This is a genomic window from Ottowia sp. (genome assembly GCF_016703145.1).
In the GTDB taxonomy this organism is placed as follows: domain Bacteria; phylum Pseudomonadota; class Gammaproteobacteria; order Burkholderiales; family Burkholderiaceae_C; genus Ottowia.
Map to the genome: position 1 here is coordinate 794,041 of NZ_JADJCO010000005.1, position 19,956 is coordinate 813,996.

15 protein-coding genes are annotated in these 19,956 nt (G+C 68.6%); 11 read left to right on the forward strand and 4 right to left on the reverse strand.

The annotated features are described in order from the left end of the window. Positions 1–35: 35 nt before the first annotated feature. From IPG65_RS16820 to sugE, 5 genes are all read left to right on the forward strand, one after another. Positions 36–1,415 (forward strand): FAD/NAD(P)-binding oxidoreductase, encoded by a 1,380-nt coding sequence (locus IPG65_RS16820; RefSeq protein WP_293192018.1) that lies wholly within the window; start codon positions 36–38, stop codon positions 1,413–1,415. Between the two features lie 27 nt (positions 1,416–1,442). Next, a complete protein-coding gene (dnaG, locus tag IPG65_RS16825) occupies positions 1,443–3,284 on the forward strand; it encodes a DNA primase (protein ID WP_293192020.1) in 1,842 nt (613 codons plus the stop codon). A 307-nt stretch (positions 3,285–3,591) separates the two neighbouring features. Further along, on the forward strand, positions 3,592–5,823 hold the full coding sequence (gene rpoD, locus IPG65_RS16830; RefSeq protein WP_293192022.1) for an RNA polymerase sigma factor RpoD: 2,232 nt from the start codon (positions 3,592–3,594) through the stop codon (positions 5,821–5,823). Positions 5,824–5,894: 71 nt separating this feature from the next. Beyond that, positions 5,895–7,109: a multidrug effflux MFS transporter gene (locus IPG65_RS16835; RefSeq protein ID WP_293192024.1), complete on the forward strand. Its 1,215-nt coding sequence runs from the start codon at positions 5,895–5,897 to the stop codon at positions 7,107–7,109. Positions 7,110–7,337: 228 nt separating this feature from the next. Further along, positions 7,338–7,658, forward strand: a complete 321-nt coding sequence (gene sugE, locus IPG65_RS16840) for a quaternary ammonium compound efflux SMR transporter SugE (protein ID WP_293192027.1) — start codon at positions 7,338–7,340, stop codon at positions 7,656–7,658. Between the two features lie 78 nt (positions 7,659–7,736). Here the strand turns inward: sugE and IPG65_RS16845 are convergent, their stop codons facing one another. From IPG65_RS16845 to IPG65_RS16860, 4 genes are all read right to left on the reverse strand, one after another. Beyond that, positions 7,737–11,336, reverse strand: a complete 3,600-nt coding sequence (locus IPG65_RS16845) for an indolepyruvate ferredoxin oxidoreductase family protein (protein ID WP_293192029.1) — start codon at positions 11,334–11,336, stop codon at positions 7,737–7,739. Between the two features lie 68 nt (positions 11,337–11,404). Beyond that, a complete protein-coding gene (locus IPG65_RS16850) occupies positions 11,405–11,917 on the reverse strand; it encodes a DUF3368 domain-containing protein (RefSeq protein ID WP_293192032.1) in 513 nt (170 codons plus the stop codon). Further along, positions 11,914–12,246 (reverse strand): UPF0175 family protein, encoded by a 333-nt coding sequence (locus IPG65_RS16855; protein ID WP_293192035.1) that lies wholly within the window; start codon positions 12,244–12,246, stop codon positions 11,914–11,916. Before IPG65_RS16855 ends, IPG65_RS16850 begins: the two co-directional genes overlap by 4 nt. Before the next feature lie 250 nt (positions 12,247–12,496). Continuing rightward, complete coding sequence (locus tag IPG65_RS16860; RefSeq protein WP_293192037.1) at positions 12,497–13,204, reverse strand: Crp/Fnr family transcriptional regulator; 708 nt, start codon at positions 13,202–13,204, stop codon at positions 12,497–12,499. A gap of 90 nt (positions 13,205–13,294) precedes the next feature. Between IPG65_RS16860 and IPG65_RS16865 the strand changes: the two genes are divergently transcribed. From IPG65_RS16865 to IPG65_RS16890, 6 genes are all read left to right on the forward strand, one after another. Beyond that, the gene (locus tag IPG65_RS16865) at positions 13,295–13,834 is read left to right on the forward strand and encodes a thiamine pyrophosphate-binding protein (RefSeq protein ID WP_293192039.1); all 540 of its coding nucleotides are present in this window, start codon (positions 13,295–13,297) and stop codon (positions 13,832–13,834) included. A 3-nt stretch (positions 13,835–13,837) separates the two neighbouring features. Next, positions 13,838–14,455 (forward strand): thiamine pyrophosphate-dependent enzyme, encoded by a 618-nt coding sequence (locus IPG65_RS16870; RefSeq protein ID WP_293192041.1) that lies wholly within the window; start codon positions 13,838–13,840, stop codon positions 14,453–14,455. Continuing rightward, entirely contained in the window at positions 14,452–16,083 is a 1,632-nt protein-coding gene (locus IPG65_RS16875) for a GMC family oxidoreductase N-terminal domain-containing protein (RefSeq protein ID WP_293192043.1), read from the forward strand. The genes IPG65_RS16870 and IPG65_RS16875 overlap by 4 nt, the downstream gene beginning before the upstream one ends. A gap of 42 nt (positions 16,084–16,125) precedes the next feature. Beyond that, positions 16,126–17,106, forward strand: coding sequence for a tripartite tricarboxylate transporter substrate binding protein (locus IPG65_RS16880; protein ID WP_293192045.1), 981 nt, complete (start codon positions 16,126–16,128; stop codon positions 17,104–17,106). A gap of 611 nt (positions 17,107–17,717) precedes the next feature. Continuing rightward, a complete protein-coding gene (locus IPG65_RS16885; RefSeq protein WP_293192048.1) occupies positions 17,718–19,457 on the forward strand; it encodes a nitrite reductase in 1,740 nt (579 codons plus the stop codon). A gap of 167 nt (positions 19,458–19,624) precedes the next feature. Continuing rightward, positions 19,625–19,936 (forward strand): c-type cytochrome, encoded by a 312-nt coding sequence (locus tag IPG65_RS16890; RefSeq protein ID WP_293192050.1) that lies wholly within the window; start codon positions 19,625–19,627, stop codon positions 19,934–19,936. The last annotated feature ends 20 nt before the right edge of the window (positions 19,937–19,956 follow it).

Genomic DNA, 19,956 nt, shown 5'->3' on the forward strand with positions numbered 1-19,956 from the left:
TTTTTTAATCGCCCCTCGCTTCCAAGGAACTTGCCATGACCCTCGACCGACGCCACTTCATCGGCACTCTGTCCGCCACGGCCGCGGTCGCGGCGTTGCCCGGCTGCGCCGCCACCGCGCCGGGGGCGGGCGGCATGGCGCACCCGCTGCTGATCGGCAAGGCCCGGCAGGTGCTGCTGGCGCGCGGCAAGGCGCCGCGCGTGGTGGTCTGCGGCGGCGGCTGGGGCGGCCTGACGGCGGCGGCGAACCTGCGCCAGCTGGCGCCGCGGGCCGAGGTGGTGGTGATCGACCGCAACCCGGTCTTCTTCTCCAGCCCGCTGTCCAACATGTGGCTGGTGGACATGGTGGACGGCGAGCACCTGACGCACGACTACCTGCGCGCGGCGGACAAGCTGGGCTGGCGCTTCTTCCAGGCCGAGGTGCGGCAGATCGACCGCGATCGGCGCCAGGTGGTCACCAGCCTGGGCACGCTGGACTACGACTGGCTCGTCCTGGCGCCGGGCATCCGCTACAACTACGAGGCTTGGTTCGGCAACGACCGCCAGGCCGCCGACGCCGCGCGCACCCGCTTCCCCAGCGCCTACGCCAGCAACGCCGAGCACCTGGCGATCAAGCGCGCGCTGCACGCCTTCAAGGGCGGCGAGTGGGTCATGAACCTGCCGCCCCCGCCGCAGCGCTGCCCGCCCAGCCCGTACGAGCGCGCCTGCCTGATCGCCTGGCATTTCAAGACGCACAAGATCAAGGGCCACATCACCATCCTCGACCACAAGCCCGCCATCGCCCCCATCGGCCTGGGCTACAAGCTGGCGTTCGAGGAGCTGTACAAGGACTACGTCACCTACGTGCCCAACGCCCACGTGCGGGAGGTCGACCCGTTCAACCGGCGCGTCCGCACGGCGGCGGGCGACCACGCCTTCGACCACGCCATCCTGATGGCCCCGCACCAGGCCGGCGACCTGGCCTGGCTGGCCGGCACCGTGGGCCAGGACACCAGCGGCTGGGCCGACGTGGACCCGGTGACGATGCAGGTCAAGGGCGACGCGCGCAGCTTCGTCATCGGCGACGCGATCGCGGCCGTCTCGCCTCTGCCTTTCCGCTACTACCCCAAGAGCGCGCACATCGCCAACCGGCTGGGCCGCATCGTCGCCTACCAGATCGCCGAGCACCTGGCGGGCCGCGCGCCCGAGCGGCGCCTGCCCGACAACCTGTGCTACATGGTCGTCAACGGCACGCCGCGCGAGGCGTTGAACGTGCAGTTCGACTACGGCTTCGACGAGCAGGGCCGCATCGCGCAGAAGCAGCTCGACTTCAACGAGCGCACGCCGGCCCTGTACCGGGAAGACTTCCGCTGGGCCAACTTCATGTTCGGCGAGATGTTCGGCAGCGCCGCGCCCGAGGTCACGCCCAAGGCGTGAGGCCGGGCGGCGGGGCCCGCGAGGCCCATGCGCGACAATCGCCGCGTGGCCATTCCGCAGCACTTCATCCAGGAGCTTCTCGCGCGCGCCGACGTGGTGGAGATCATCGGCCGCCACGTGCAACTGAAGAAGACCGGGGCCAACTTCTCGGGGCTGTGCCCCTTCCACGCGGAGAAATCGCCCTCCTTCACCGTCAGCGCCTCCAAGCAGTTCTACCACTGCTTCGGCTGCGGCAAGAACGGCAACGCCATCGGCTTTCTGATGGACCACACCGGCGCCGGCTTCGTCGAGGTGGTGCACGACCTGGCGCAGCAGTACGGCCTGCCCGTGCCCGAGGACGAACGCAGCCCGGCCGAGCGCGCCCGCGCCGCGCAGGAAACCGAGAAACGCGCCACGCTGACCGACGTGCTGGCCAAGGCGGCCGACGCCTACCGCAAGCACCTGAAAGCCTCGCCCCGCGCCATCGGCTACCTGAAGGCGCGCGGCCTGTCCGGCCCGGTCGCGCGCGACTTCGGCCTGGGCTGGGCGCCCGAGGGCTGGCGCGCGCTGGCCAGCGTGTTCCCCGCCTACGACGACGCGCTGCTGCAGGAGTCGGGCCTGGTCATCGTCGGCGAGGACGACGAGGGCAAGCGCTACGACCGCTTTCGCGAGCGCATCATGTTCCCCATCCGCAGCGTCAAGGGCGAGATCATCGGCTTCGGCGGGCGTGTGCTGGGCGACGAAAAGCCCAAGTACCTCAACTCGCCCGAGACCCCGGTGTTCCACAAGGGCCACGAGCTGTACGGCCTGTTCGAGGCCCGCGCCGCGCTGCGCGAGCACGGCTACGCCCTGGTCACCGAGGGCTACATGGACGTGGTGGCGCTGGCCCAGTCGGGCTTCGCCAACGCCGTCGCCACCCTGGGCACGGCCTGCACGCCCGAGCACGTGCACAAGCTCTTCCGCTTCACCGAGCAAGTGGTGTTCAGCTTCGACGGCGACGCCGCCGGGCGACGCGCGGCGCGCAAGGCGCTGGAAGCCGCCCTGCCCTTCGCCACCGACGTGCGCAGCGTCAAGTTCCTGTTCCTGCCGGCCGAGCACGACCCCGACAGCTTCATCCGCGCCGAGGGCCCGGACGCCTTCGCCCAGGCGGTGGCGGACGCCGTGCCGCTGTCGCGCTTCCTGCTCGACGCCGCCGGGCAGGACTGCGACATGGGCAGCGCCGAGGGCCGCTCGCACTTCGCCGCCAACGCCCGCCCGCTGTGGCAATTGCTGCCCGGCGGCGCGCTCGCGCAGCAACTGCTGGGCGACGTCGCGGCGCAGGTGCAGATCGGCACGCACGAGCTGGAGCAGCTCTGGGGCATCCGTCGCGCGCCCCCCGATCACTATGAAAAAAAGAGCGCCTGGCGCAATACCGACGCAGGCAAAACGCGAAAAACGCCTCAAACCGGCGCCTTCGCCCCCACGTCCGGCCGCCTGCGCCGCCAGCCCGTCGGCCGGGCTGGTCGCGCGCTGCAGATCGTGCTGGCCGACCCGCATGCCTGGGAGGCCCTGAGCGGCGCCGACCACCAGTTGCTGTGCGAGCTGCCCACACCCTGGGGCCCGCTGTTCACCTGGCTGGACGGCCAGGGCCAGGACCACGGACCGCAGCCCTGGAGCGCCCTGCGCGAGGCGCTGCGCGGCCACCCGCACGAGGCCGTGGCCGTGGACGAGATGGCCAAGCTGCACCATGACATCGTGGCCGAGCCGGCCGAGCTGCGCGGCATCCTGCGCGCCGAACAGCGCGAGCAACTCAAGCGCCGCATGGACGAGGCGCTGGCCGCCCACGACCTGCCACGCTACCGGGGCCTGCTGCGCGAGCTGGCCGAGGCCGATGGGTCGCCCACCGCTTGAAATCGGCCTGAAAAGCTATAATTGAAGGCTTGTCACCGGCAAGAGCGACAGCAGCACCTCCGGCCCGGCCAGCACGCACACGCGACGCACCCCTCGCCCAGGGGCGGCCAACATACCGCAAGGACTGCACCCCAAATGTTCGCCCGACCATCTTGCCCCTGACGGTCTGCCGGCTTCGCGTCCGTTTTCGGGCGGGTCCGCCGGCACCGGGGTTGCCGCTTTTTTTTCATTGATCCGGATTCGAGCTGACGCCGCGGCGCGCCCATGCGCGCCGCGGCACAGCGCCCATCCGCCCTGAGGTCGATCCATGCCCACCAGCCAGAAGTCCGCCAAGCCCGCCGCCAAAACCGCCACCAAGCCGGCGGCCGACGAGCTCGCCCAGAAAACCAAGGCCGCCGCCGCCCCGGCCAAGAAGACGGGCCGGCCCGCCAAGGGCGCGGCCGCGGCCGAGAAATCGGCGCCGCCCAAGCGCGGACGCGCCGACAAGCCCGGTGCCAAGGGGGCGGACGACGCCGATCTGGCCGAGATCGAGGCCGACCTGGAGGGCGAGCCCGAAGCCGCCCCCGTGCCGGACGTGGTGGAGAAGGTCAAGCCCCTGCGCATGAAGATCAGCAAGGCCAAGGAGCGGGCCTTGATGAAGGAGTTCGGCCTCGACGAGAACGTGCTCTCCGAGGAGGAGATGAACACCCGCCGCGCCAACCTGAAGGCACTGCTCAAGCTGGGCAAGACGCGCGGCTACCTGACGCACGGCGAGATCAACGACCACCTGCCCGACAAGCTGGTCGATGCCGAGACGCTGGAGGCCGTGGTCTCCATGCTCAACGACCTGGGCGTGGCCGTCTACGAGCAGACGCCCGACGCCGAGACCCTGCTGCTGACCAACACCGGCACCAGCACCGCGACCGAGGAGGAAGCCGAGGAGGAAGCCGAGGCCGCCCTCTCCACCGTCGATTCCGAGTTCGGCCGCACGACCGACCCGGTGCGCATGTACATGCGCGAGATGGGCACGGTGGAGCTGCTCACGCGCGAGGGCGAGATCGAGATCGCCAAGCGCATCGAAGGCGGCCTGATGACGATGATGGAAGCCATCAGCGCCAGCCCGGCCACCATCGCCGAAATCCTGCGCCTGGGGCAGGACATCCGCGAAGGCAAGGTCGTCATCAACCAGGTGGTGGACGGCTTCTCCGACGCCGGCGAGAACGACGACTACGTGGCCGAGGAAGACTTCGACGAGTACGACGAAGAGGACGACGACGACGGCAAGGGCGGCTCCAAGGCCATGACCAAGCTGCTGGAAGCGCTCAAGACACAGGCGCTGGAGCGCTTCGACGAAATCGCCTCGCTGTTCGAGAAGGTGCACCGCGCCTACGACAAGGAAGGCTGGGGCACGCCCAACTACGCCCGGTCGCAGCACGCGCTGTCGAGCCGGCTGATGAGCATCCGCTTCACCGCCAAGACCATCGAGAAGCTGTGCGACATGCTGCGCAGCCAGGTGGACGACGTGCGCAAGTACGAGCGCGAGCTGCGCCGCATCGTGGTGGACAAGTGCGGCTACCCGCAGGAGCTGTTCATCGCCGAGTTCTCCGGCCGCGACCGGGCCGGCCAGAAGGCGCCCTCGCACCTGCTGGACCTGAAGTGGGTCGAGAAGCAGGCCACTGCCGGCAAGCCCTGGAGCACCATCATGGAGCGCAACATCCCGCCGATCCAGGACCTGCAGCAGAAGCTGATCGACCTGCAGTCGCGCGTGGTGGTGCCGCTGGACGAGCTCAAGGACATCAACAAGCGCATGAACGAGGGCGAGGCCGCCTCGCGCGACGCCAAGAAGGAGATGATCGAGGCCAACCTGCGCCTGGTGATCTCCATCGCCAAGAAGTACACCAACCGCGGCCTGCAGTTCCTCGACCTGATCCAGGAAGGCAACATCGGCCTGATGAAGGCGGTGGACAAGTTCGAATACCGCCGCGGCTACAAGTTTTCGACCTACGCCACGTGGTGGATCCGCCAGGCCATCACCCGCTCGATCGCCGACCAGGCGCGCACCATCCGCATCCCGGTGCACATGATCGAGACCATCAACAAGATGAACCGCATCTCGCGCCAGCATCTGCAGGAGTTCGGCTTCGAGCCCGACGCCGGCATCCTGGCCGCGAAGATGGAGATCCCGGAAGACAAGATCCGCAAGATCATGAAGATCGCGAAGGAGCCGATCTCGATGGAAACCCCCATCGGCGACGACGACGATTCGCACCTGGGCGATTTCATCGAGGACAGCAGCAACACGGCCCCGATCGAGGCCGCGATGCAGGCCGGCCTGCGCGACGTGGTCAAGGACATTCTCGATTCGCTGACCCCGCGCGAAGCCAAGGTGCTGCGCATGCGCTTCGGCATCGAGATGTCGACCGACCACACCCTGGAAGAAGTCGGCAAGCAGTTCGACGTGACGCGCGAGCGCATCCGCCAGATCGAGGCCAAGGCGCTGCGCAAGCTCAAGCACCCGAGCCGCTCGGACAAGCTGCGCAGCTTCATCGATACCCAGTAATCTTCATCACCTCCGCCGGCGTCTGGCGCTTGTCCGACAAGCGCCAGACGCTGTTTTATTTGTAGCAATCCATGAATCCTGACGCCGCCCGACTGTGGACGGCCCCACGCTGGACCCTGGCCATCCTGCTGGCCGTGCTGGGGATGCTGGGGCCGTTTTCCATCGACACCTACATCCCCGCGTTCTCGGCCATCGCCCAGTCGCTGAACGCCACGCCGGTGCAGATGCAACAGACGCTGTCGGCCTACCTGTTCGGCTTCGCCTTCATGAACCTGTTCCACGGCGCGCTGTCCGACAGCTTCGGCCGCCGGCCGGTGATCCTGGGCGGGCTGCTGCTGTTCACCCTGGCCTCGGTGGGTTGCGCGCTGTCGCAGACGGTGGGCCAGCTCGTGTTCTTCCGCGCGCTGCAGGGCCTGTCCACGGGCGCGGGGGTGGTGGTCTCGCGCGCGGTCATCCGCGACATGTTCCCGCCCTCGGAGGCGCAGCGCGTGATGAGCCAGGTGACCATCTTCTTCGGCATCGCCCCGGCGGTGGCGCCGGTGGTGGGCGGCGTGCTGTCCGAGTACCTGGGCTGGCACGCCGTGTTCTGGTTCCTGGTGGGCGTGGGCGTGGTGCTGACGGTGGCCAACCTGAAGCTCCTGCCCGAGACCCTGCACGCCCAGGACCGCCAGCCGTTCCAGGTCCGCCACCTGATGCGCGGGTACTGGGCACTGCTGTCCGACCCGCGCTTCATGCTGCTGGCGCTGGCCTCGGGCGTGCCCTTCAACGGGCTGTTCCTGTACATCCTGTCGGCCCCGGCCTTTCTGGGCGACATCCTGCAGCTCAAGCCGACGCAGTTCTTCTGGTTCTTCATCCTCAGCATCTCCGGCATCATGGCTGGCTCGTGGCTGTCGGGCCGCATGGCCGGCAAGGTGCGGCCCAAGAACCAGATCATGCAGGGCTTCCGCATCATGCTGGTGGTCTCGCTGATCAACATCGCGGCCAACGCCGTGCTGGCGCCCAGCGCGTGGTGGTCGATGTGGCCGGTTACCTTCCTCGCCTTCGGCTGGGCGCTGATGGTGCCGGTGGTGACGCTGCTGGTGCTCGACCTGCACCCCGAGCGGCGCGGCATGGCCTCGTCGCTGCAGGCGGTGGTGGGCTCCGCGTCCAACGGCGTGGTCGCCGGCGTCGTGGCGCCGCTGGTGATGCACTCGGCCCTGGGGCTGGCGCTGATGTCCTCCGCCTTCATGGCCGTGGGGCTGGTGGCCTGGGTCTGGCTGCGCAAGCGCTGGCCGGAGATCGGTTGACCCTCGGGATCACTGAAGTTGCTTCGCCTTTGGCTGCGGTGCGAGCTTGCTTCGGGCGGCCGAGCGCAGCGCTCATGGGTGGTTGGCGCGCCGAGGACGACCCGCGGCGGCTAGAATCCGAGAATTATTAGCCAAATATGGCTTAAGGCCGCATGGATGCTTCGCCAACAGCTCTATATTTAATAGCATCCCTGAGAACGATCCCACCTTCGTCAAGGAGTCACGCCCGTGTCCTGGATCCTCATCTGCATCGCCGGCCTGTTCGAGGTCGCCTGGGCCGTGGGCCTGAAGTACACGCACGGCTTCACGCGGCTATGGCCCAGCGTGGGCACCGTGCTGGCCATGGCGATCAGCGTGGCGCTGCTGGGCCTGGGCATGCGCGGGCTGCCGGTGGGCACGGCCTACGCGGTGTGGACGGGCATCGGCGCCGTGGGCACGGTGATCCTGGGCATCGTGCTGTTCAACGACCCCGCCAACGCGCCGCGCCTGATCTGCGTGGCGCTGATCGTGGCCGGCATCCTGGGGCTGAAGCTGACCAGCGCGGCCTGAGCAGGTTTCAAGCCAGATCGGCCTCTGGCCAGCGCCCCTGTTGCGCCGTCAGCTACATCAACAATAGCAACCGGGGCGTCACGTCGACGCCACCACCGGAATCCCGCGCAACTGCCCCGCCCCTGGCCGCGCGGGCGGCGCCGGGTAGCGCGCCGGGTCGAAGCGGTGCAGCAGCTCGGCCTCGCGCACGCGGGCCAGCAGCACGTTGGCGTGCTTGACGTGGCCGAAGCCGCGCATCGACAACGGCACGGCGGCGATCTCGGCGGCCAGCGGCAAGCGGGCGGCGTCGATCTGCGGCAGCAGCTCGCGCACGCGGGCTTCGTGGCGCGCGATCAGCTCACGCTCCAGGCGGCGCTCGGCGGTGCGGCCGAACAGGTCCAGCGGGCCGCCGCGCAGCGCCTTGCCCTTGGCCAGCAGGCGCATGGCGGGCAGCAGCCAACCGCCCAGGCGCACCTTGCGCGGCGGCTCGCCACCCCGGGGCCGGCGCCACAGCGGCGGGGCCATGTGAAATTCGAGCTTCAGCTCACCCTCGAACTGGTGCGCCAGCGCGGCCTGGAAGCCGCCGTCGGTGTACAGGCGCGCGACCTCGTACTCATCCTTGTAGGCCATCAGCTTGCGCAGCGACCGGGCCACGGCACGGGCCAGGCGCTCGCTGCCGGGCGCGACGGCCTGCTCGCGCGCGTGGGCTTCGCGCACCAGGGCGGCGTAGCGCTCGGCCCACGCGGCGTTCTGGTAGGCGGTGAGGTGGCTCATGCCGTGGGCGACCAGCTCGTCCAGCGACTCGTGCGCGGGCGCCGCATCGGCGGACGGGCCCAGCAGCGCCTCGCAGGCGCCGGGATCGAAGGCGGCCAGGCGGCCGAGCGAGAACGCCAGGCGGTTGGCCTCCACGGCCACGCCGTTCAGCTCGATCGCGCGCTCCAGCGCCGCCAGCCTCACCGGCACCAGCCCCCGCTGCCAGGCCTGGCCCAGCGCCACGATGTTGGCCGTCACCGTGTCGCCCAGGAAGTCCTCGGCCAGCGCCTGTGCGTCGAAGGTGTCCACGCGCTCGTCGCCGGCGGCGAAGCGCAGCTTGGCCAGCAGCAGCGCGATCTTCAGGCTGGCGTCGGGGTTCTTCAGCGATTCGGCCACCGGCGTCTCGTGCACGTTGGCCAGCACGCGCGTGCGGCCGTGGCGCACGGTGCCCAGGGCCTCGGGCTGGGCGGCGACCACGGTGTCGCAGGCCAGGATGGCGTCGGCCTGCTGGGTGTCGATGCGCACCTGGTTCAGGCGCTCAGGAACATCGGCCAGCCGCACGAAGGACAGCACCGCGCCGCCCTTCTGCGCGAAGCCCATGAAGTCGAGCACGCTGGCGCTCTTGCCCTCCAGGTGCGCGGCCATGGCGACGACGGCGCCCACGGTCACCACGCCGGTGCCGCCGACGCCGGTCACCAGCAGGTCGTACGGGCCTGTCCACGCGTGCGGCGCGGGCGGAGGCAGGCCGCGCACCAGGCGGTGGAAGGCGTCGTCGGCGCCGTCCACCCCGCCGGCCAGCGCGCCGGCCTTCTTGCGCAGCCGGCCGCCGCTCACGCCGACGAAGCTGGGGCAGAAGCCCTTGGCGCAGGAATAGTCCTTGTTGCACGCGGTCTGGTCGATGCGGCGCTTGCGGCCCAGCGGCGTCTCGTGCGGCAGCACGGCCACGCAGTTGCTCTGCACGCCGCAGTCGCCGCAGCCCTCGCACACGGCCTCGTTGATGAACAGGCGCCGGTCCGGGTCGGCCAGTGCGCCCTTCTTGCGGCGGCGGCGCTTCTCGGCGGCGCAGGTCTGCTCATAGATCAGCACGGTGACGCCCTCCACCTCGCGCAGGCGGCGCTGCACGGCGTCCAGTTCGTCGCGGTCGTGGAATTCGGTGCCGGCCGGAAAGCGGCTTTTGATGGCGCCGTACTTGGCGATGTCGTCCGACACCACCACCACCTGCTTCACGCCCTCGCTCTCCACCTGGCGCGCGATGGCGTCCACGCTGATGATGCCGTCCACCGGCTGGCCGCCGGTCATGGCCACGGCGTCGTTGAACAGGATCTTGTAGGTGATGCGCGCCCGCGCCGCCACCGCCTGCCGGATGGCCAGGTAGCCCGAGTGGTAGTAGGTGCCGTCGCCCAGGTTCTGGAACACGTGCGGCGTGCGCGTGAAGCGCGCGTGCGACACCCAGTCCACGCCCTCGCCGCCCATCTGGATCAGCCCGGCGGTGTCGCGCTCCATCCAGTTGGCCATGAAGTGGCAGCCGATGCCGGCGCGCGCGGTCGATCCCTCGGGCACCTTGGTCGATGTGTTGTGCGGGCAGCCGGCGCAGAAGTAGGGCAGGCGCTTGACGCTGTCCGCGCCGTTGGACAGCAGCTCGGGCAGCGTGAAGTCGCGCACGTGCGCGCGCCGGTCGCCGAAGCGCTGCGGAAAATGGCGGATCAGCCAGTCGGCCATCAGCTCGATCAGGCGCGAGGGGCGCAGCTCGCCCAGGCTGCTCACCAGCGGCGCCCCGTGCGCGTCGCGCTTGCCCAGGATGGCCGGGCGCAGGCCGTGCGGCGCGTGATAGAACAGGTCGCGCAGCTGCGTCTCCACCACCGGGCCTTTTTCCTCGACGACCAGGATCTCGTCCAGGCCGCGCGCGAACGCCAGCGCGCGCGTGGTCTCGATGGGGAACGCCAGCCCCACCTTGTACAGGCGCACGCCGGCCTCGGCCAGCAGGGCGGGCGTGATCTCCAGCCGGCGCAGCACTTCCATCAGGTCGTAGTGCGCCTTGCCGCAGGTGACGATGCCGACCGTGGCGCGGGGCGATTCGATCACCGTGCGGTCGATCGAGTTGACAGCGGCAAACGCCGCCACCGCCTGCAGCTTGGCGGCCAGACGCTCCTCGATCTGTAGCGATGGCAGATCGGGCCAGCGCATGTGCAGGCCACTGGGCGGGGCGGCGTAGCCGGTGGTGGCGCACACCTCGTCGGCCGTCTTCCATGCCGCCGCGCGGGCGTTCACGGTGTCCAAATCCACCGTGGCGCCGCTTTCCACCACCTCCGACAGCGACGTCATCGCCACCCAGTTGCCCGAGAAGCGCGACAGCTGCCAGCCGTACAGCCCGAACTCCAGGTGCTCGGCCACATTGGCCGGCGCGACGACCGGCATGTGGTACGCCTGAAAGAGCTGATCGCTCTGGTGCGGCATGGACGACGATACACAGCCATGGTCGTCCCCCGCCACCACCAGCACGCCGCCGTGCGGCGACGAGCCGTAGGCGTTGCCGTGCTTGATCGCGTCGCCCGCGCGGTCCACGCCCGGCCCCTTGCCGTACCACAGGGCAAACACGCCGGCGCAGGTGCGCTCGGGGTCGCTCTCCACCCGCTGCGTGCCCAGCACCTGCGTGGCGGCCAGTTCCTCGTTGATGGCGGGTACGAAAGTGAGGCCCTGTTCCTCCCAGCGCTGGCCGGCCTTCCAGATCTGCAGATCCACCATGCCCAGCGGCGAGCCGCGGTAGCCGCTGACGAAGCCGCGTGTGTCCCAGCCCTGCGCCTCGTCGCGCCAGCGCTGCATCAGCGGCAGCCGCACCAGCGCCTGCGTGCCGGTCATGAACACCTGGCCCGCGCGCGCCCACAGGTTGTGGTCCAGCTGGTAGTCGGCGCGGCGGATGGCGGTGTCCGCCGCATGGGTATCGGACATGGCGTGTCTCCGGGTTGCGGATGAGGACACTGTAGACCCGGAGGGCCAAACGGGTTGCGCCGAGGGGATCAGCCTGCCTCGCCAGCGAGTTTCAAGGCGGCGTCGATCAACGCCCGTGAAATGCGGTAGCCATTGGCCTGCATCTGGTCCAGCGCGCCGGCGATGCGCTCGATCTTGCCCGTGCGCTTGGCTTGCAGCAGCACACCCAGCACGCCAAACAAGGGCACACCTTGGCGGATCGCGGTCTGACGGCCGCGGCGTTCGTCCATCAGCACCCCGCACCCCAGCGCGTGCGCCAGGCTGAGCGCCTGCGCCTCGCCTTCGTCGAGGTGGCTGACGGCGGCCGTGTAGCGGGCGTCATCGCGGCGCGGATGCACCCGCGCATGTGCTTGCACGAAGGCCGCGATGCCGTCGGCGCCCGGGCGCGAGCGATCCGCCGTGGTTTCATCCAGCACCACCCGCGGCACGTGGATCTGGTCGAAAACGGCGCTCAGCAGTTCCAGGTGGCCACAACCGGCCAGCGCGATCAACGGCCCGGAATCAGAAACGACGACAGGTCGTTTCGAGGCTGGCCGGTTCATTGCGCCGCATCGAAGGCAGCGAGTTCCTGCGCCAGCTCGGCCGGGTCGTGATCAACCACCGCGATGCCCTGGTCGCTCAGGTGCGCCAGAAACCGTGGCAGGCTCATCCGCGCCAGCTTCGCCGCACGCGCGGAGGTGAGTTCGCCGCTCTTGAACAACCCAACGGCCAGCGCCGCGTGGACACCCGCGGCCAGCAGTTCGTCGGTGAAAGGCACGCTGACGAACAACGGTTGCCCGTGGCGGGTCACCAGCGCGAGCCGCCCCTCCTCGGCCTCGCGGCTGAGGTCACCTGAGCGCTCGCGCAGTTCGCGGATGGTGAAGGTTTGCATGGCGGCCTCAATAATTGATCCCCTTTATTGGGTCACAAAATGAGGCCCGCGTCAAACCAGCCCACGTCTCTTTTGCCAAGGTGCGGCTGCGGGTACCCAGAGCCGCCGTGCTGAAAGAAAAATGAATGAAACAGGGCATTTGTCGGCGTCAACAATACACTTATAGCTATCAAATACGAAGCATCCGCCCTCTCCTGCCGCGCACCCCGCCCATGCGGCGGCATGCCTGTCCGCCGCCGATGGCGCCCGATCAAATCAGCGCACTTGCATGGCGCGCCAGCCCGGACGGGTCGGTCACCACCACCTTCGCGTGCGCGATCCGGATCAGGGCCTGGTGTTCGAGCTTCTTGAGTTCGACGCTCAGGCTCTGCCGGCTGACGCCGAGCATGTCGCTCAATTCGCTCTGCGTCATGAGGATCTCGATCTCCCGCTGGGGCAGCGCGCCCGGCTGTGTTTCGATGTTGGCGACGATCATGAGCAGATGCACCAGGCGGGCCTGGATGGACAGCAGCTGCTGGAACGCGAACAGCTCGTACTGCTGGCGCGAGCGCCCGCACAGCAGTTGCAGCAGGCGCAACGCCAACGACGGCTGCGTCCGCAGCTCCGACAGCAGCACGTCCCGCGAGAGTTGCAGCAGTTCCGTCGGCCCGTGGGCGTCCGCGTCGTGGATGGCGCCCTTGCCGTCTATCACCGGGATCAGGCCATACACCTCGCCAGGTTGCAGATAGCGCGTGACGTGCCGCTTGCCGTCGCGCCCGTGGATGCTGAGTTCCAGGCTGCCCGAGCGCACGAAATACATCTGCGTCTGGGGCTGCCCGCGGCGCGTCAGCGCCTCACGGGGCTGCAGATGGCAGGGCAGGCAGCGCTCGGCGAGCCGCTCCAGAACCACCGACTCCAGGCCCGAAAACCACGCCGTCTGCCCGATGGCCTCCATCGCCGCCTGAAGTTGGGAAGTCATGGTTTTTCACTAGAAGATTTGTCGGATTTTGGACAGACGCCCACGGGCCTCGACCCACACACTCGCGCTCCATCGAAGGACGCCAGGACCATGACCGACAAACATTTGAAAGACCACAGTGTGCCCGCATCGCGGTACGTGGCGGCGCTGCGGCAATGCGGCGTCGGCCACGTCGTCACCGTGCCCGACTGGGTGCAACTGGCCCTGCATGCGCGGCTCGAAGCGGGCGAGGACGGCCTCGCGCTCATCAACACCTGCAACGAGAACCAGGCCGTCACCGTCGCGGCCGGCCTCACGCTGGGCGGCCAGCGCCCGGTGCTGGTGATGCAGAACCAGGGCTTCTACAACTGCGTCAACACGCTGCGCGCGGTGTGCCTCGATGCGCGCATTCCGCTGGTCCTGATGGTGGGCCAGTTCGGCCGCGAGTTCGACAACCTCGGCCAACCGGCCACGGCGTCGCGCCGCACCATGGTGCGCCTGATGGAGCCGCTGCTGGACACCCTGGGCATCGCCTTTCACCGGCTCGATGCCACGGCCGACCTGCCCTGCATTGAAAAGGCGTACGCGCAAGCCGCGGACACCGGCAATGCCGTCGTCGTCCTGGTGTCCGCACCGCTGGCCTGGAGCTAAACCATGATGAACATGATTCAAGCCTGCGCGCCCATCGCGCAGCGGCGCCCCGCCGATTCACTGCTGGTGGCGACCATGGGCGCCATGTTCGCGCTCGACCGCATCGAGGCCGAACTGGGCCTGCCCAAGCCCGCCAACCGCATCAACGCCGTGCCGCTGATGGGCGGGTCGGCCGGCATCGGCCTGGGCCTGGCGCTGGCGCAGCCCCAGCGCCGCGTGATCGTGGTGGATGGCGATGCCAGCCTGCTGATGGAACTGGGCAGCCTGAACACCGTCGCGGTGCAGGCGCCCGCGAACCTGCTGCACGTCGTGATCCACAACGGCGCGCAGTTCTCGGGGCTGGCCAACAGCCGGTCGCCGCACGCCAGCTTCAGCTTCACGCAAGCCGCGCGCAATGCTGGCTACCGGCACGCCGAGACGGTGGACGACCCGGCCGCCTGGCCCGCGCGCTTCAGTGCCCTGCTCGCCCAGGATGGCCCCGTGCTGGTCGACCTGATGGTGGCCCCGATGCCCCAACAGACCGGACCCGGCTTCGAGCAGAGCGAGATGCCGGACGTGCAGTTCGAGCGCATGGGCCAGGAAGCCCGCGCATTGCAAGCCTTCCTGCAAGGAACGTCATGACACACACCGAATACGACTACGTCATCGTCGGCGCGGGCTCGGCCGGCGCCGCGCTCGCCACCCGCCTGAGCGAGGACCCGGGCACCACGGTGCTGCTGCTGGAGGCCGGCGCGGCCAACCACAAGGACTTCTGGGTGCGCACGCCGGTGGGCGTGGCCAAGATCCTGCAGGACCCGCGCTACGTGTGGCAGTCGAAGACCACGCCGCAGAAGAGCCTGGTGGGCCAGGAGATCTATTGGCCGCACGGCAAGATGCCCGGCGGGTCCAGTTCGGTCAACGGCATGATCTTCGTGCGCGGCGACCCGCGGGAGTACGACAACTGGCAAGACCTGCACGGCTGCGAAGGCTGGTCGCACAAGGACTGCCTGCCGTACTTCAAGCGTTTCGAGTCCACGACGGCGGGCGACGACCAGTTGCGCGGCCGCTCGGGCCCGATCAGCGTGACCCCGCTGGGCGACCGGCAGCGCGACCCGCTCTCCGACGCCTTCGTGTCGGCCTGCCAGCAAGCCGGCATTCCGCTGACCGACGACTACAACGGCCGCCAGTACGAAGGCGTCAACTACCTGCAGCTGTCCACCCGCAACGGCCAGCGCTGCAGCACGGCCATCGGCCACCTGGCCAGCGCCGAAGGCCGCCAGAACCTGAACCTGCAGCTCCAGGCGCACGCCACGCGCGTGGTGTTCGAGGGCACGGCCGCCGTCGGCGTCGAATACCGCCAGGGCGGGCAGCTGAAGGTGGCGCGCGCCCGGCGCGAGGTGATCCTGTCGGCCGGCCCCATCAAGTCGCCGCAACTGCTGGAGCTGTCGGGCATCGGGCAGGCCGAGCGCCTGAAGTCGCTCGGCATCGCGGTGGTCCACGACGCACCCGAGGTCGGCGAGAACCTGCGCGACCACCTGCAGGCGCGCATCACCTTCGAGTGCACGCGGCCGGTCACGCTCAACGACGTGCTCAACAGCCGGTTCAGGACGCTGGCGATGGGCGCCGGCTACCTGCTGAACCGCAGGGGGTTCATGTCCACGCCATCGACCTCGGCGCACGCCCAGGCCCGCACGCGCCCGGAACACACCCGCCCGGAGGTCAAGATCCAGATGCACTACCTGAGCGCCGCCGACCGCTATTCGACCGGCAAGGGCATGGGGCTCGATCCGTTTCCGGGCTTCACCATCGGTTTCTTCCAGCTGCGGCCGGAGTCCAAGGGCTGGATCCACACCGCTGGCACCGATGCGATGGTGGACCCGGTCATCGAAGCCAACTACCTGACGCACGAGCGCGACATCACGGCCATGCTCGATGCGCTGAAGCTGGCGCGCAAGGTGGTGGGCCAGCCGGCGCTGCGGCCCCTGACGAAGCGCGAGACCCGCCCCGGCATCGACGTGCAGGACGACGCCGGCCTGCTGCACTACATCAAGGAATGCGGGCAGACCTCGTGGCATCCCATCGGCACCTGCCGCATGGGCAGCGACGCGGCGTCCGTCGTCGATCCGCGATTGCGCGTGCGCGGCGTGCAGCGCCTGCGCGTCATCGACTCGTCCGTCATGCCCACCATGCCGTCGTCCAACACCAATGCGGGCTCCATCATGATCGGCGAGAAAGCGGCCGACCTGATCCGGGGCATTCGCCTTTCATGACCGACACCCACCGATTCATCACGACACCCCCGGAGACTCACCATGACCCGCATCCATCGCCGCCAATTCATGGCCACCGCCACGGCCGTTGCCGCGGCCGCCGCGCCAGGTTTTTCGCTTGCGCAAGCAGGCTATCCCAACAAGCCCGTCAAGATCATCGTGCCGCTGCCGGCGGGGGGTGCCGCGGATGCGGGCGCGCGGATCGTCTCCGCCCACCTGCAGACGCTACTGAAGCAGCCCGTGGTCATCGACAACAAGCCGGGCGGCAGCTACGTCATCGGCGTGCAGGCCACCGTGAGCGCGCCGGCCGATGGCTACACGCTGATCGCCGTCAACACCGGCATGGCGGCCGCGCAGGCCACCATGAAGCGCTACGACCTGCTGAAGTCGCTGACGCCCATCACGCAAATCGGCCTGACCCCCTGCCTGCTGGTGGTGTCCACGCAGTCGAAATTCACATCCATGGCGGAGCTGATCGCCTACGGCAAGGCCAATCCAGGCAAGTTGAACTTTGGCTCCGTGGGGATCGGCAGCCTGGAGCACCTCTGGGTTTCGATGTTCAGCAAGGCCGCGGGCATCGAGGTGACGCACGTCCCTTTCAAGGGCATGCCCGACGCACTGGTGGCGCTGGCGCAAGGCGAGATCCAGTTCATACCGGCCGTCCTGCCCGCGGCGGCACCGTTCATCGAGAAGAAGGCGATCCGGCCATTGGGCTTGTTGTCGGACAAGCGAAACCCCGGCACGCCCGACATCCCCACGCTCAAGGAGCAGGGGTTCAACGTGCCGCCGATGGAGTTCTGGAGCGGCTATGCGGTAGCGGCGGGAACGCCCGCGCCGGTGGTCGAACGTCTGCGGCGCGAATTGACCGCCACGGCAAGCGACCCGGCGGTGAAGGAAAAGTTTGCCGGCATGTCCACCACGGTCGTGATCAGCAACGGCCCTACCGACTTCGCCAAGCTGATCGGCGCCGACTTGCGGTGGATGGCCACAACCGCCAAGGCGGCGGACATCCGGCTCGAATAAGGCAGCGCCCGGCGCCGTTCGATTCAACCTGGAAGCGGCCGTTGAACGCGCCCGCCAGTGCCGTGATCGGCGTGGCAGGCAAGGCTGCGCCCTGCAAGGGCGAGGACGCCGCAGGCTGATGCCTGCAAGGGCGCCCGCCACCACCAGCACGCCGCCGTGCGGCGACGAGCCGTAGGCGTGGCGGCCAGTTCCTCGTTGATGGCGGTCACGAAGGTCAGGCCCGCTTCCTCCCACCGCCGGCCCGCCTTCCAGAGATCTGCTGGTCCACCATGCCCAGCGGCGAGCCGCGGTAGCCGCTGACGAAGCGGCGTGCCTCATCGCGCCAGCGCTGCATCAACGGTACCTGTCGCGGCGCCCGGCATGGCCAGCGTCATTTCAAGATAAAACAGGCATCAGCCCGCATGGATATTACGCCAATAGCTATCAATCACATAGCGAACGGCACTTTGATCGACATCAAACCTCGCCTTGGCACGGCTTGAACCAAGTCAAGGACGGCCCAGCGCATCGCCCGCAAGATCGCGCTGACCGGGACCGATCTCCAGCGGCCATCTCCCGGCCCCACCGCCCCCGGCCGCTGTGGTGACACGAGACACACGATGAGAACGACCATGAGGATGCCCAGACTCTCTCCGCTGACCGCCGTACTGAGCACCGCCCTGCTGCTGGGCACGGCCGCCGTGGCACAGCAGCCGGCCGCCGATGGCGCCAAGCCCGACGTCTCCAGGGTCGAACGCAACTACATGGGCGCCGCGTCGCCGCTGGGCAGCGAGTCGATGCACCAGTCCGCCAACCCCAAGGCGCCGCCGATGACGGAGGCCGAGTTCACCCGCGCCCGCCAGATCTACTTCGAGCGCTGCGCCGGCTGCCACGGCGTGCTGCGCAAGGGCGCCACCGGCAAGCCGCTGACGCCGGACCTCACGGTGCCCAAGGGCACCGACTACCTGAAGGTCTTCATCGGCTACGGCTCGCCCGCCGGCATGCCCAACTGGCTGACCTCGGGCGACTTCGACGAGGCCACGGTGGACCTGATGGCGCGCTACATCCAGCACGACGCGCCCACGCCGCCCGAGTTCTCGCTGGCGGACATGCAGAAGACGCTGAAGGAGTACGTGCCCGTCGCCCAGCGCACGAAGAAGAAGATGAACAACTACAACATCGAGAACATCTTCTCCGTCACCCTGCGCGACGCCGGCGAGATCGCCCTGATCGACGGCGACACCAAGCAGATCATCAACATCGTCAAGACCGGCTACGCGGTGCACATCTCGCGCACCTCGGCCTCGGGCCGCTACCTGTACGTGATCGGCCGCGACGCGCGGCTGAACCTGATCGACCTGTGGATGGAAAAGCCCGACAACGTGGCCGAGATCAAGGTCGGCCTGGAGGCGCGCAGCGTGGAGACCAGCAAGTTCAAGGGCTGGGAGGACAAGATCGCCATCGCCGGCACCTATTGGCCGCCACAGTTCGTGATGATGGACGGCGACACGCTGAAACCCCGCAAGATCGTCGGCACCCGCGGCATGGACGTCAACAACGAGTTCCACCCCGAGCCGCGCGTGGCCGCCATCGTCTCCAGCCACCAGAAGCCCGAGTTCCTGGTCAACGCCAAGGAGACCGGCAAGATCCTGATGGTCGATTACACCGACCTCGAGAACCTGAAGATGACGGAGCTGAGCGCCGCCAAGTTCCTGCACGACGGCGGCTTCGACAGCACGCGCCGCTACTTCATGACCGCCGCCAACGCGTCCGACAAGATCGCCGTGGTGGACACCAAAACCAGCAAGATGGCCGCGCTGGTGGACGTGGGCAAGACCCCACACCCCGGCCGGGGCGCCAACTTCAAGCACCCCAAGTTCGGCCCCGTCTGGGCCACCTCGGGCCTGGGCGACGAGAGCATCGCCATCATCGGCACCGACCCGGTCAAGAACAAGGCCAGCGCCTGGAAGGTGGTGCAGAGCCTCAAGGGCCAGGGTGGCGGCTCGCTGTTCATCAAGACGCACCCCAAGTCCAACAACCTGTGGGTGGACACCACGCTCAACCCCGATCCGAAGATCAGCCAGAGCGTGGCGGTGTTCGACATCCGCGACCTGAGCAAGCCGCCGCAGGTGATCGACATCGCCGCGTGCGCCAACCTCAAGGACGACGGCGCCAAGCGCGTGGTGCAGCCCGAATACAACCGCAAGGGCGACGAGGTGTGGTTCTCCGTCTGGAGCGCCAAGGACAAGGAGTCCGCCATCGTGGTGGTGGACGACAAGACCCGCACCTGCAAGACGGCGATCAAGGATCCGAAGCTGGTCACGCCGACGGGCAAGTTCAACATCCACAACACGCAGCACGACGTTTATTGATCCCCCTGAGGCGCTTCGCGCCTTCCCCCCAGGGGGACGACGCTGGTGGGCGGGCCAAGTCCTTCCACGGCGTCCGCTGGCATGGCCTGCTTCGCGGTCTCTCGGGCGCGGAGTGCCACGCATGACCAGGACCTTGGTCCACCCCTTCAAACAAACGGAGACTCACGATGAAACGCCTTGCCCTCCTCGCCACCGCGCTGGCCTTCGCGGCCACCCCGGCCCTGGCCGATCCCGAGGCCGCCATGAACAAGGCCGGCTGCGTCGCCTGCCACGCCAAGGACAAGAAGCTGGTCGGCCCGTCCTTCAAGGACATCGCCGCCAAGTACAAGGGCCAGGGCGACGTCACCGCCAAGCTGATCGACAAGGTGCGCAAGGGCGGTTCGGGCGTGTTCGGCCCCATCCCGATGGCGCCCAACGGCCCGGACAAGATCAGCGACGCCGACCTCAAGTCGGCGGTCGAGTTCATTCTCAAGTCCTGAGGTTCGCCGGCCGGCGGTCC